13 protein-coding genes and 1 pseudogene are annotated in these 13,479 nt (G+C 38.6%); 2 read left to right on the top strand and 12 right to left on the bottom strand.

Features of this window, described 5'->3' with window-relative positions; genetic code table 11:
- Positions 1 to 79: 79 nt before the first annotated feature.
- The 6 genes from CD001_RS15190 to CD001_RS15165 form a co-directional block, all read right to left on the bottom strand.
- Positions 80 to 520, bottom strand: coding sequence for a YaaR family protein (locus CD001_RS15190; protein ID WP_096188511.1), 441 nt, complete (start codon positions 518 to 520; stop codon positions 80 to 82).
- Between the two features lie 155 nt (positions 521 to 675).
- Positions 676 to 1,542: a flagellin N-terminal helical domain-containing protein gene (locus tag CD001_RS15185; RefSeq protein WP_096188510.1), complete on the bottom strand. Its 867-nt coding sequence runs from the start codon at positions 1,540 to 1,542 to the stop codon at positions 676 to 678.
- Positions 1,543 to 1,562: 20 nt separating this feature from the next.
- Positions 1,563 to 1,988, bottom strand: coding sequence for a flagellar export chaperone FliS (fliS, locus tag CD001_RS15180; RefSeq protein WP_096190629.1), 426 nt, complete (start codon positions 1,986 to 1,988; stop codon positions 1,563 to 1,565).
- A gap of 96 nt (positions 1,989 to 2,084) precedes the next feature.
- The gene (locus CD001_RS15175) at positions 2,085 to 2,384 is read right to left on the bottom strand and encodes an EscU/YscU/HrcU family type III secretion system export apparatus switch protein (protein ID WP_179298768.1); all 300 of its coding nucleotides are present in this window, start codon (positions 2,382 to 2,384) and stop codon (positions 2,085 to 2,087) included.
- Positions 2,381 to 4,504 (bottom strand): hypothetical protein, encoded by a 2,124-nt coding sequence (locus CD001_RS15170; RefSeq protein ID WP_096188509.1) that lies wholly within the window; start codon positions 4,502 to 4,504, stop codon positions 2,381 to 2,383. The genes CD001_RS15175 and CD001_RS15170 overlap by 4 nt, the downstream gene beginning before the upstream one ends.
- Positions 4,505 to 4,620: 116 nt before the next feature.
- Positions 4,621 to 5,898, bottom strand: a complete 1,278-nt coding sequence (locus tag CD001_RS15165) for a DNA polymerase IV (protein WP_096188508.1) — start codon at positions 5,896 to 5,898, stop codon at positions 4,621 to 4,623.
- A 244-nt stretch (positions 5,899 to 6,142) separates the two neighbouring features.
- Between CD001_RS15165 and CD001_RS15160 the strand changes: the two genes are divergently transcribed.
- Positions 6,143 to 6,343 carry a hypothetical protein gene (locus CD001_RS15160; protein WP_096188507.1) on the top strand — a complete coding sequence of 67 codons (201 nt, stop codon included), beginning with the start codon at positions 6,143 to 6,145 and terminating at the stop codon, positions 6,341 to 6,343.
- A gap of 15 nt (positions 6,344 to 6,358) precedes the next feature.
- On the opposite strand, the gene CD001_RS15155 is transcribed toward CD001_RS15160, so the two are convergent.
- The 5 genes from CD001_RS15155 to CD001_RS15135 all read right to left on the bottom strand — a co-directional run bounded on the left by CD001_RS15155 (position 6,359) and on the right by CD001_RS15135 (position 12,486).
- Positions 6,359 to 6,850 carry a MarR family winged helix-turn-helix transcriptional regulator gene (locus CD001_RS15155; protein WP_096188506.1) on the bottom strand — a complete coding sequence of 164 codons (492 nt, stop codon included), beginning with the start codon at positions 6,848 to 6,850 and terminating at the stop codon, positions 6,359 to 6,361.
- A 386-nt stretch (positions 6,851 to 7,236) separates the two neighbouring features.
- Positions 7,237 to 8,352: a M20/M25/M40 family metallo-hydrolase gene (locus CD001_RS15150; protein ID WP_096188505.1), complete on the bottom strand. Its 1,116-nt coding sequence runs from the start codon at positions 8,350 to 8,352 to the stop codon at positions 7,237 to 7,239.
- A gap of 72 nt (positions 8,353 to 8,424) precedes the next feature.
- Complete coding sequence (locus CD001_RS15145) at positions 8,425 to 9,975, bottom strand: acyl-CoA carboxylase subunit beta (protein ID WP_096188504.1); 1,551 nt, start codon at positions 9,973 to 9,975, stop codon at positions 8,425 to 8,427.
- A gap of 2 nt (positions 9,976 to 9,977) precedes the next feature.
- A complete protein-coding gene (mce, locus tag CD001_RS15140) occupies positions 9,978 to 10,820 on the bottom strand; it encodes a methylmalonyl-CoA epimerase (RefSeq protein ID WP_096188503.1) in 843 nt (280 codons plus the stop codon).
- 25 nt (positions 10,821 to 10,845) lie between these two features.
- On the bottom strand, positions 10,846 to 12,486 hold the full coding sequence (locus tag CD001_RS15135) for an acyl-CoA mutase large subunit family protein (RefSeq protein ID WP_096188502.1): 1,641 nt from the start codon (positions 12,484 to 12,486) through the stop codon (positions 10,846 to 10,848).
- Positions 12,487 to 12,684: 198 nt separating this feature from the next.
- Here CD001_RS15135 and prli42 point away from each other — a divergent pair, with 198 nt between their 5' ends.
- Positions 12,685 to 12,777 (top strand): stressosome-associated protein Prli42, encoded by a 93-nt coding sequence (prli42, locus tag CD001_RS26465; RefSeq protein WP_179298767.1) that lies wholly within the window; start codon positions 12,685 to 12,687, stop codon positions 12,775 to 12,777.
- 274 nt (positions 12,778 to 13,051) lie between these two features.
- Here prli42 and CD001_RS15130 read toward each other — a convergent pair.
- Positions 13,052 to 13,479 (bottom strand): annotated as a pseudogene (locus CD001_RS15130) (transposase); the annotation flags it as partial.

Below are 13,479 nucleotides of genomic sequence, written 5' to 3'. Positions count from 1 at the left end.
ATTCGCTCCTATATTCTTTAAGAAAGTTCTATTTATTATCTTCATAGAGTAAGAGCTTCAGACAAATGACTGAAGCTCTCTATGCATAAATATTTACGAGTAGTCCACGAATTTCTCCGACCATGTCGAGAATATCGATCCCTTTTTTTTGTTCCTTTAAAACTGCGTCCGTTAAATCAAGTAGCTTCCGGTCCACTTCACGAACAATCTTATATACTTTTGTTCGTCCTCTTCGATTAAAACCTTTTTGCTCTTCAAGGCTCAACCCCATTTTTACAGCATCATCCATAAAATCTTTCACCAGCTGTTTGTATTTCCGAAGTTCATCGACCGTACGAGACTGTGCCAGCACTTTTCCTTGATCATCAATTTTCGTTAATAATTGGTTAAGCTTATCGTATTGCTGATTATTCCTTCCTTGCTTCATAATTTCTTGAAACGTCGTTTTCGCTTGTGTTCCAGTAGATTTTTGTTTTTCAGCTTTTTGTATACTCGTTCTGCCGACTTTTTGAACATCCATTTATTGAACTCCTTTATTGATTTCTGACTATATTATAAAGTAATGCTTGTTTCCATCCAAGTGACTTCTTTTTAAAAAAGACCATTTAAACGAGTTGTTTCTATTCTTTCCTTTAAAAAAGAAGGCCCACTATTATATGAGCCTTCAACATTATCCTATTGAAGTAATTGTAGTACACCTTGCGGAAGCTGGTTTGCTTGAGCAAGCATCGCAGTAGCTGACTGGTTTAGAATATTGTTTCGAGTAAACTCTGTCATTTCTAAAGCCATATCAGCATCACGTATACGAGATTCGGCACTCGTCAAGTTTTCATGAGTCACTTGCAAGTTGTTAATTGTGTGCTCCATTCGGTTTTGCAGTGCGCCGAGCTGAGAACGGGCATCGGAAACGGTACTAATTGCAGTGTCTAACAGGTCAATCGCTTCATTTGCATCATCAGTCGAATTAACGCTAAGAATGTGCTCGCCCTCTCCATCTCCTTCCTCGCTAAGTCCTAGTTCAACTGTGTTCATCTTCGGAATATCAATCGCGACCGATTGATTTGCATTAGCACCGATTTGGAAAAACAACGATAAAACGCTTGAATCTTCAGAATTTCCCTCTTCATCTCCGTTTAATAATGAGCGCGTATTAAACTCTGTTTTTTCCGAAATACTATTAATTTCTTCCATTAGTTCATCGATTTCTTTTTGCAGCTGCTCACGGTCATCTTCTGTATTCGTATCATTTGCAGCCTGAACGGCTAATTCTCTCATTCGCTGCAGCATCGAGTGGATTTCTTGCATTGCACCTTCAGCTGTTTGAATGAGTGATACACCATCTAGTGCGTTTCGTTCTGCTTGTTTCAAGCCACGAATTTGTGAACGCATTTTTTCAGAGATTGCTAATCCTGCTGCATCATCAGCAGCACGGTTAATCCGTAAGCCAGATGATAGTTTTTCTAAGTTTTTAGACGTTTGAAACTGATTTTGATAAAGATTGCGGTACGCATTTAATGCTTGAATGTTATTATTAATTTTCATATAATCCACCTCAAATTTCTTTATTCTGACATAATATTTTTTTCATACGCACTCGTTTTTTGTTTATGAGCTAAGTGCTTTTGTATGGAAACGTCAGCTTTCATCGCTTCCTGCCATGAAGATGCTAAACTTTCCAGAAGCGCTACCACTTCGTCTATTTTTTTCGTATCTTTCATGACATTCGCTTCAATGACTTTATCAGCTAAGTAATTATATATGGCATCAAATTGGTCGGCGATAATGCCTGCTTCATAGTTAAGACCTGCTCCTAATCGTTCTAACAGATCATTTACCTTTTGTAGATTAATGTTTGCTTGAACATAATCTTTGTTATTAATCTCGTCCTTCGCGTCTTCTAACCGGTCCAAACAAGCTTCATATAGAAGAGCAGTAATTTCTTGAGGCGTTTTTTTATGTAATGCTTCTTTCGTTATCAATCCTTTCACCTCCAAGACGTTGATCGTTCTTAATACATCCTTGTATATGTATCCTCTATTAACTACCTTGCTCTATTTTATTTATCGGCATTGTCGATTGAATCATTAATAGTTCTCTTCCATTTCTTCTATTAATAATAAAATTTCAGCCATAACAGCATATAACTGAGGAGGGATATTCTCGCCCAAATCCATGTCTAACAAATTTTCTAACAATCCTGGGTCTTCTTCCATCGGTATATCATGTTTACTTGCTAATTCCAAAATCTTTTTTGCTACATGTCCTCGCCCTTGAGCAACGACTTTCGGTTCTTCTCCTGAAGCTTCATCATAACGTATAACAGCTGCAGAATGACCATTGATTTCTCTCCTTTTAAGCTGGTTAAAATGCTTTGTTACGATCATATTTTATAATCAAACCCTTCTTTTGTCATCGTTGCTCTTTGAGGTGTTTCTTCCTCTTTATTTGCTTTTTTCTCTTCTTCCACCGTCATTTTCGTAAATTTCAATCCATTAATATTAAATCCAATTTCTTTTAGTCGATCAACATATTTCGCTGCTATTGGTTCAACTTTTTGTTTAAATTGAGAAGCATCGTTTTTTAATGTCACACTCAATGCTCTATTTGAAACAGTAAGTGAAATCCCGACTTCTCCCATTTTTTTCGTATCGATTAAAAAATATAACTGACAGTTTTCCCAATCAATTTTTTCTCCATCATTCTTTGAATTAATAAAAACTTGTAAGTTTTCCGCTTGTCCTTTTAATAATAAAGGCAATTGGATCATGAGCATTTGCATATTTTGCTGATGGTCGGTTCGACTCATTAACTGTTGACCTGAAAGATTTTGTAGTGCTTGCTGTGCCTGTTGGTGCGCTCTGCTTCCCTCTTCTTCACTTCTAAGCATTTGATAAAGAATGGATTTCATATTTTTTTGTTGTGATTCCGCTGGCGAATCTTTTCCAGAGGCTAGCATTTGGGATAACTCAGATTCTCTGTTCAGCCCGATTGTACGGATATTTTCAAATAGTTGACGAGGAGAGCCATCTTGCTGTAATAACGATCTTGACGTTTGGTCCAGCAGACTTGATAATTGGTGAGCTGGTGTCCTCGGTTCTCTCGATAATTGTTCTTGAGAAACGACGTGTTGTACACGTTGATTCGAAGGTTGGAACTGAAGCCGATCGATTTGTTGCTGAACTTCTCTTACAACCTGCCTTGCTTCCATATGCTCACCGCGTGCTAGTAAACTTTTTGCATTCGCTAACTTGGAGCTTATTTCCAGCACACGTTTTTCTGTTTTCATATCCGCAAATAGGAGCCAATCATTTTTTAAGATTGCTTGATCTAATTGGCGGATGATATTTTCCAACATCGGTCGAGCTTGCTCTGTTGACCTCGTTTGAAATTGTTGAATGATCATTTCTACACGACCAAGCTGCTTACTGACATCCCGTTGGAAACCTTTAAATTCGTCAGTAGCAAGTGCTAGTCTTTCAGTTACTTGAGTGATAAGCATTTGTTTTGATGAGCCTTGATATGACTGGAAGATTTCGTTTTTCACGTAGCTTTCTATTTGTGGCCGTAAATCTGCATTATTGCTCGTATTTACTCCATTTGCAACGATATTTTGTGCCATTTGCAGCGTATCAACGATTTGTTGCCTTGCCTTCAATTCCCTTCCTGCTTCAAGCCGATTTGTTGCCTCATTAATGCCTTGATTAATCACATTGCGAACATCATCGGTAACAGTTTGCTGGGTAAGATGATTTTTTAACTCGTCTATTGCCTTCATTAAGTTCGGTTCACTTTGTACTTGCTGAGCCCATTGTGTCAGCAAAATCTGAATCGAATTTTGGTTATCATTCCCTGTTGCTACAGGAAACTGAACGAGTTGTCGGGAGTTGTCAAATAAGTCTACGCTATTATTTACGGTAGGAGTATGTGATTGAATAAGCTCCCTCATTGCATTGGTAAACTCACGGCCATGTAGGGCTTCATGTACGGCACGAATTTGTGATTCAGTTGGGGCTAGCCTTTTATTAGCCATCATCGATATTGTTTCAAGCCGTTCTGATATCGTTCCTCCCCCACGCTCTATGTATCTGCTAAGATCTTGTACAGTTTCTCGCGTTAATGGTATTCCTTGATTTAATAACCTTTGAGCTGCCTGCCGTAATTCAGGGCTAGCATCTCTTTCACCAAAATTTCTTAGAACTCTGTCGACCGAATCCCCTTGTCTACCAGAGGGTCGAGATTGGTCACGTCCGTTTGCGTCAGCAGTAATTTCTCTCACTCTGACACCTTCGTCTGTTCTTCCTTCTACTTGTACGGTTACGCGATCCCCTTTTGGGACACTCCCCTCAAATTTAGCTTTTACCTCTTGACCTCTGATTGAAATCACTGCTTCTCGATCAGAAACTCTAGATTCTATTTTTGCATTATAAACTTCGCCTTCCCTTAATTGAAGCGAGCGTCCATGGCCATTTGATTGCATATTCACTTGCTGTCCTTGAATTTCCATTAATAAACACTTCCCTATCACAATCTCTCTATTCTTTTATCGGCTAGTTGAAACTGTAGATTAAGTATTTCCTAACACAAATAAAAAACGCCGATCAATTTATAGATCGTACGCCTTTAATCATCATTTGAAAATAAATGATCTCTTAAAAAGTCCTTTTCAAGACTCGTTCCTCTTTTTTTCTTGTCTCGCAGCTGGCTGCTCCGGTCATCCCCAAGCTGAACTCCTTTTAACAACACGTTTTCTCCAAATTTATTTCTTATTTGATCAACTGTCATGTTAAGTTTCTCTTCTTTTTCATCATGCTTATAAGAAAATAGATCAAGCTGTTTAGAAGCGTGGCCTTTTTCTACTAGATCCATTGCCGTTACACCTAACAACCGAATTGGATCCCGGTTCCAATATTTATCTAGTAAGCTCCAGGAAGCGTGAAAAATATCGTCGTGAGAACTTACAGGGTGTTCAAGCTTGCGGCTACGTGTGATCGTTTTCCGGTCATGATACCTTATCGTCAACTGGATATTTCCAGCATATACAGATTTTCGCCTCATTCTTCTCCCTACAGAATCAGATAAATCCATCAAAATTTTTCTTATTTGAGCTGAGTTCGTTGTATCTTTAGGCAATGTAGTCGAGTTACCTATACTTTTGAACTCCTCAACAGCATCTGGATCTACTGGGCGGTTATCAATTCCATGAGCCTTCTCATACATTCTTACTCCGGCAACACCAAATCGAGTTTTTAAATAATACTCGTCAGACTCAGCTAGTTGTCGAATGGTTGTAATTCCAATTGATTTTAGCTTATCTGCTGTTTTTTCTCCTATCCCATGCATTTCAATGACTGGAAGAGGCCATAGCTTTTCTTTTATTTCTCTCTTTCTAAGCACAGTTATTCCCATTGGTTTCTTCATATCACTGGCCATTTTAGCTAAAAATTTATTAGGGGCAATGCCGATACTCGAAGGTAAATTTAACTCATTCTTAATTCTTCGTTGAATATGAACGGCTAACTTAGTTGCCGATAAATGTGAGTTTGGCGTGGTAACATCCATATATCCTTCGTCAATTGATACTGGCTCAACTAGAGGTGTATATTCATATAATAATTGAAACATACTCTTCGACGCCGCTCGATATCGATCAAAATTAGGTTCTCTTACGATCAATTCAGGACATACTTTTAAAGCTTCCCATAAAGGCATCGGAGGCCTTACTCCTCGAGCTCTTGCTTCATAGCTAGCTGTAACAACAATTCCTCTTCGTTGTTCAGCATTCCCGGCAATTGCTAATGGTTTTCCTAGCAATGAGCGGTCATAAGAAGCCTCAACAGAAGCATAAAAACTATTCATATCTACGTGAAAAATTATTCTTCTTTTATTTGAAGTATCCATGAATACAGCCTCCTAGCTTTTATAATGCCTTTATTGCTGAAAAAAATCAATCTATACGAAGTAACAATCATTAACATCAGGAGCTTCCTGCCTATGTCGTCTTTGTCGATTTCCTAAGATACAACAAAACACTAGGTTTCCCTAGTGTCCAACATTTTTTTACAATCTTTCACAAGATGGAATCTTTATAGATTAAATAGATATGATAAAATGATAAGTAACACGATGAAAGGTAGTTGATTATATGACTCATAACATCGTAAAAAGTCACTCCATCTATAATATCGTATTATTTCTTGTCGTAGAAGTCGTTGCGAGACATAGACAAAATAAATGGCCTTCACCAACTATTAAGCAACTTGCAAATAAAACCGGGTACTCCGAAGAAACAATATTAGAATCATTAGAGTTTGGTTCCATTGAGCCTGTCAGCTTCCTTCAATAAGTTGACAGGTTTTTCTTAACTATTTTCAGCGTATTGTTCTGTCGTTCTTTCAACCCATTCAACAAAGTCTTCACCATGGAAATATTTATTTGCTTCACGATGGAACTTAATTAGCTCTGTCATAAATTCCTCATTTTCTTCTTGATACTTGTAGATAAAGTCGAATAACTTATAATCCTTTTCTTTCGTCAATTCACGTTTGTGTTCTCCTTCAGCTGTTAATTCAATGTATGTGATTCTCAAGTCTTGTTCGTCTTTAGTCATCCTTACTAATTTTTTTGCCTGAAGTCGTTTTATAATTTGCATCACTGTAGACCGGTCCCATAACCCTATTCTTGCAATTGTCGAAATAGACATTTTCCCTTCAGAATGAACGATCCACATAACGTGTTGCTCAGCAAGAGTCAATCCTAACGTTTGCGCGTTTTTCTGCCATTCATCCTCAAGAACTTTTAATATTCCTCTCATATAATTTAACAGTAAGTGGGTGTTTTGATTAAAAGGCATATTAATCACTTCCTAGCTTAATTGATATTCCATACGTTTCATATCGTACCACATATCACCAAGTAAGAATGAATTAGACCATATTTTTACATACTTTTCTAAGAAAAGTTCAAGGCGCCCGCCTATCGGCGAAAAGCACTGCCTCTTCTTCTTCTAGCATCGCTCTGTGGTTATATCCTATATCCGTCAACCGGGCAATACGCCACGCTCTGTGGCATGCCCGACATTAGGACGTCCTGTCCGTCGAGACAACTCGCAAGAGTGGAAGCTCGTGCCTGCTACCCTAGACAGCAATCGAGAGATTGAAATGTTATACTTTCTTAACCTTTTAAAAAACAGGCTGTTGAATTTTCTCAACAGCCTGCCCTAAGGAGCAATATATAATTCTATTTCGCTGCAGTCTTCATTAATGCAACGACTAACTCTGATGCTTTAACAAGCTCTTTAATTGGCATTTTTTCGTTTGTCGTATGAATTTCTTCATATCCGATACCTAAATTTACTGTTGGAATCCCATGTCCCGCAATAACATTCGCATCACTGCCGCCTCCACTTTTCACAAGCTTAGATTTTCGTCCAATCGATTCAATTGCTTGTTTTGCTACTTCTACAACATGATCTCCTTCTTGATGTTTAAACCCTGGGTACATGACGTTAATGTCGACGTCTACATTTCCGCCCATTTCTTTTGCTGCTGTTTCAAAAGCTTCTTTCATAGAAGCTACTTGCTTTTCCATTTTTTCAGGTAAAAGTGAACGTGCTTCAGCAAATATTTGTACACGGTCGCATACGATGTTCGTCTGACTCCCACCTTCGAATTTTCCAATGTTTGCTGTCGTCTCTTCGTCAATTCGCCCTAACGGCATTCTCGCAATTGCCTTAGATCCAATCGTAATGGCAGAAACCCCTTTTTCAGGTGCAACACCAGCATGAGCAGTTTTCCCATATACCGTTGCATTCACTTTTGATTGTGTAGGAGCAGCAACTATAACGGTTCCAACTTCGCCGTCACTATCAAGAGCATAGCCATACTTCGCAATTAAATCTTTGCTATCTATCGCTTTTGCTCCGACTAAACCAGATTCTTCACCTACTGTAATGATAAACTGAATCGTACCATGTTCAATATTTTGCTCTTTTAAAACTCGAATTGCTTCTAAAATCGCAGCAATTCCCGCTTTATCATCGGCACCGAGTATTGTTGTCCCATCAGACTTTATGTATCCATCCTCAATGACCGGCTCAATCCCTTTACCAGGAACAACTGTATCCATGTGTGATGTAAAGTAGATCGGATCCACATCTAACGTACCTTCTAGAGTACAAATTAAATTACCAGCACCATGTCCTGTTACAGAAGTCGTATCATCTTCTTTCACTTTTACTCCAAGCTCTTCAAATTTAGCTTTTAATACGTTTGCAATTTCTCGTTCGTACTTTGTTTCAGAATCTACCTTAACGAGACCGATAAATTCATCAATAATTCTTTCCTCATTAACCATGTCTGTTCCTCCAAATCTTAAGATGTCATGAATATTGTAACAAATATCAAATGCGAAGTCGTCTTTTATTCATTATAAAGGAATGTTGCCATGCTTTTTCTTTGGTCTTTCTTCGTCTTTTCTTTCTAACATTTCGAGACTTTGAATGAGTTTAACCCGAGTTTCCCTAGGATCAATAACATCATCAACCATTCCATTTGCAGCTGCAATATAAGGATTTGCAAATTTTTCACGATACTCTTCAATCTTTTCATTTCTCGTATTTTCCGGATTTTCACTTTCTTGAATTTCTTTTGCAAAAATAATGTTCGCTGCCCCGTGAGGTCCCATAACAGCAATTTCTGCATTTGGCCAAGCATAAACGATATCTGCTCCAATCGCTTTACTGTTTAGAGCAACATAAGCTCCACCATAGGCTTTTCTCGTAATAACTGTAATCTTAGGAACCGTTGCTTCTGAATAAGCATAAAGGATTTTTGCTCCATGACGAATGATTCCACCATGCTCTTGTTTAATTCCAGGGAAAAAACCAGTGACATCCTCAAACGTAACTAATGGGATATGAAAACAATCACAAAATCGAATAAACCGTGAAATTTTATCAGAGGAGTCTATATCTAAACCACCAGCCATTACTTTCGGCTGGTTAGCAATCATGCCAACTGATTTGCCATTTAACCTCGCAAAGCCAATGACTGCATTTTTCGCAAAGTTAGACTGTACTTCCATAAAACTGTCATGGTCGACGACTTCATTAATTACGTTTCGGACATCATAAGGTCTTGATGGATCTACTGGTACATGATCTAACAAGTCATATAAAAAGTCATCATCACTACTTTCCACTTCAAGTTTTGGAGGATGGTCCTCATTATGCTGTGGTAAATAACTTAAAAGATTTCTTACTGCAGTTAATGCTTCTTCTTCTGACGAATAAGAAAAATGGGCATTTCCACTCGTACTACTATGTACTTTCGCTCCTCCTAATTCTTCAGAGGTAATTGTTTCCCCAGTTACCGTTTCAATCACTTTTGGGCCGGTAATAAACATTTGACTTGTTTTCTCAACCATAAATACAAAATCTGTAATTGCTGGTGAATAAACAGCTCCACCTGCACATGGCCCCATAATGACGGAAATTTGGGGAATCACTCCCGAATAAATCGAATTCCGATAAAATATATGTCCGTAACCATCTAATGACAAAACACCTTCTTGTATCCTCGCTCCACCTGAGTCGTTCAAACCGATGAAGGGTGCCTTATTTTTTACAGCTAAATCCATCACATGGGCGATCTTTTTTGCGTGCATTTCACCTAATGCTCCACCATAAACAGTAAAGTCTTGAGCAAATAAGAAGACGATTCTGCCATTGACCTTCCCATAGCCTGTTACAACCCCTTCGCCCGGTGCTGAACCTTTTTCCATTCCGAAGTCTAAGCATCGATGTTCTATAAAAGAATTTAATTCAACAAATGACCCATCGTCTAAAAAGAAGTCAATTCGTTCCCTAGCAGTTAACTTCCCTTTTTCGTGCTGTCTCTCAATCCGTTCATCGCCACCTCCTAATTCTACTTTTCTCCGTTTATCATATAGTTCATTAATTTTATCGTACATATCCATTTTTATTCGCCTCCTTCTGTCGTCACTTGAGGCTCACAAAGCTCTACTAATACTCCGTTTGCATTTTTCGGATGTAAAAAAGCTATAGGATAGCCTCCTGCTCCTTCTTTAGGTGTCTCATCAATAAGTGAGATTCCTTCTTTTTTCAGTTGATCAAGCCGGGCCTGAATACTACTTACTCCTACTGCAATGTGATGAATTCCTTCCCCTTTTTTCTTAATAAAAGATGTAACAGGACTATCATCTGTAAGCGGTTCCAATAATTCCAATTTACTATTGCCTAAAGGTAAGAAGGCAACTCGTACTTTTTGTGACGGTACTTCAACTATTTTTTCAACTTCTAAATGCAAGTGATCTAAATAAAATGGTAAAGCTGCATCAATTGAAGATACGGCAATGCCAATATGATCTAAACTGTTAGGTGGATTTAATAATTTTGTTTTGCTACCTTGTTGTTCCTTCACAGCCTGTTCAATGTATGCTGCAACAGCATGTGTAGGAGTTCCCGGTGTGAAGATTTTTTGGATCCCTTGTTTTTCTAGTTCTCTTACATCTTCATATGGAATAACGCCGCCTCCGAACACAAGAATATCTTCTGCGTCTTCTTTTTTCAAAAGGTCTATAACAGCAGGAAATAGAACATTATGCGCTCCTGACAAACTTGAAAGACCAATCACATCAACATCTTCTTGAATTGCTGCGCTGACGATTTGTTTTGGGGATTGGCGTAATCCAGTATAAATGACTTCCATTCCAGCATCACGTAGTGCTTGTGAAATGACAAGTGCCCCTCGATCATGTCCATCTAAGCCTGGTTTGGCAATAAGTACTCTAATTTTATCCATCAATTTTCCTCCTCAACAGCAATTGTTAATATTCACCAAATACGTCACGCATCGTATGACATATTTCACCTACAGTTGCATATACACGAACGGCCTCTATAATATAAGGCATTAAGTTTTCAGTTCCTTGCGCTGCATCCGACAACTGACTTAGCGCTCGGTCAACTTCACTCTGATTACGATTTTTCCTCACATCTTTTAAGCTCTCTAGTTGGTTTTCTACTAATTGGTCATCTAGTTTCATTAATTCCGGATCTGGTTCGTCATCTAGTTGAAATTGATTGACACCAACGACAATTTCTTCTTCCTTTTCAAGACGTTTCTGTGTATCATAAGCAGACCTTCGAATTTCTCGCTGCATGTATTGTTGTTCAACTGCTGCAACTGCACCACCTCGTTGTTCGATCTGATCGATATAATCATATGCTTCTTTTTCGAGTTGATCCGTTAAAGATTCAACGTAATAAGATCCTCCTAACGGATCGACCGTATCAGCTACTCCTGTTTCATGTGCGATGATTTGCTGAGTTCTTAAAGCGATCCTCGCTGAATCTTCTGTTGGTAAAGATAGAGCTTCATCTTTAGAATTCGTGTGTAAACTTTGCGTCCCGCCCATAACAGCTGCTAGTGCCTGAATCGCAACACGGACAATATTGTTATCCGGCTGCTGTGCAGTTAATGTAGACCCTGCAACTTGTGTATGGAAACGCAATTGCCAGCTTTTAGGATTTACTGCTCCAAACTCTTCTTTCATCATTTTAGCCCACATCCGTCTAGCTGCACGAAATTTTGCTACCTCTTCAAAAAATTGATTATGACCATTAAAGAAGAAAGCGAGTCTCGGGGCAAACTTGTCTACATCCAGCCCAGCATCGATAGCAGCTTTTACGTATGCTTTTGCATTACTTAAAGTGAAAGCGAGCTCTTGTACTGCCGTTGCTCCTGCTTCGCGTATATGATAGCCGCTTATACTAATCGTATTAAATTTTGGGGTGTGCTCAGTACAATATTCAAAAATATCTGTAATAAGACGCATCGATGGTTTTGGCGGATATATGTAAGTCCCTCTTGCAATATACTCTTTTAAAATATCATTTTGGATCGTTCCTTGAATTCTTTCCTTTGGGACCCCTTGTTTTTCAGCAACTACTATATACATAGCTAAAAGAACGGAAGCAGAGGCGTTTATCGTCATTGATGTACTCACTTGATCAAGCGAAATGTTTTCTAATAGGATTTCCATATCCTCTAAAGAATCAATCGCAACACCAACTTTCCCTACTTCACCTAGTGACATCGGGTCATCAGAATCATAGCCAATTTGTGTAGGAAGGTCAAACGCGACAGAAAGTCCAGTCTGACCTTGTTCCAATAAATAACGGAATCTTTTATTCGTCTCTTTCGCAGAACCGAATCCCGCATATTGGCGCATCGTCCAGTAGCGCCCACGATACATTGTCCTCCTTACACCTCTTGTATAAGGGTACTCTCCTGGAAAACCGATTTTATTAATATACTCTTCACCCATGTCATCAGGTACATACAATGGATCAATTGAGATATGTGAAGAAGTTTGAAAATTCTCTCTCCGCTCCGGTCGTTTTTCTACTTCCTTTTGTCTTGCCTCTCTCCATTTTTCATAATCATTCATCTGATGCTTGCTCATGAAGGAATCCCCCTTTAAATATCATAAAAATGCAGAATTAAATGAAAATAACATAACATATCTTCGATAACCAATTCGACAAATCCTTCTAAATTCAGAGATTCGTTTGAAAATTGGACATCTTTATCGCCCCCCCTTGTCATAGTCAATATATATTAGTAAAATAAATGTTAGAATCGTCATTGAGGAGGTAGAAATATGCCCCGTAAGTATAGAAAAATCATCATTTATATTATGATTGCAGTAATGTTTTTAGGAACGGTATTTGCAGGTGTAGGAGGCTTACTTTAATCGTTATTCACCTTAAAGAAAAGTCTGGTAAAGAGTAGTTTTCATATATTACTGATATGTTTGATCATTTACTATTTGAAGTACGTAAATGGCTAGCTAAGCAAAACCTGGTCTATCGCCAAATGATAAATTATGGTACAAAAAAAGACAGCTTAATAAGAGCTGTCTCAGATTGTCGAGAAACCCACACTTTTTGAGAAGTGCGGGTTTCTCTTTATTATTTTCGTCAGAAGTATTTGCTCACCCTACGGTGAAGAATGGCCGAAACCACCTCTTAGCTCGCTGAGAGGTGGTTTGCGATCTTTTTTTATGTTCTGTGCTGCCGCTGTCATCAACGCTTGTTCTGATGCGCCCTTTAAGCTGCGTAACCGGCAGTAGCGAAGCCCGTGGAGCTGTTTGGCATCCGCGAAGCTTCGCTCATGGTTTCTTTTCTTTTTTTATAGAGGAATTTCCCTGTTGCGGAAAGTCTATGCTCTCTCACTTTTTCCTTACTGTCTTCCCATACATGCCTTGAGAGAACTTTTTTATGATTTTTGGCTTTCGTACATTGGTTAAGCAGGGGACAGTTTACACATTCTGCAGGGTTTGAATGGTATTGACGATAGCCTTCGCGGTTCGTTGTAGCGTAAGATAAGGTGCTACCATTAGGGCATGTATAAGTATCCGTCTCTTTGTTATAGGTAAATTTCCACTTTGGCAAAT

This window comes from Evansella halocellulosilytica, assembly GCF_002335745.1.
GTDB lineage: Bacteria > Bacillota > Bacilli > Bacillales > Salisediminibacteriaceae > Bacillus_CA > Bacillus_CA halocellulosilytica.
The sequence above is the reverse complement of the archived record's forward strand: the minus strand, read 5'-3'. Positions and strand labels throughout refer to the sequence as shown.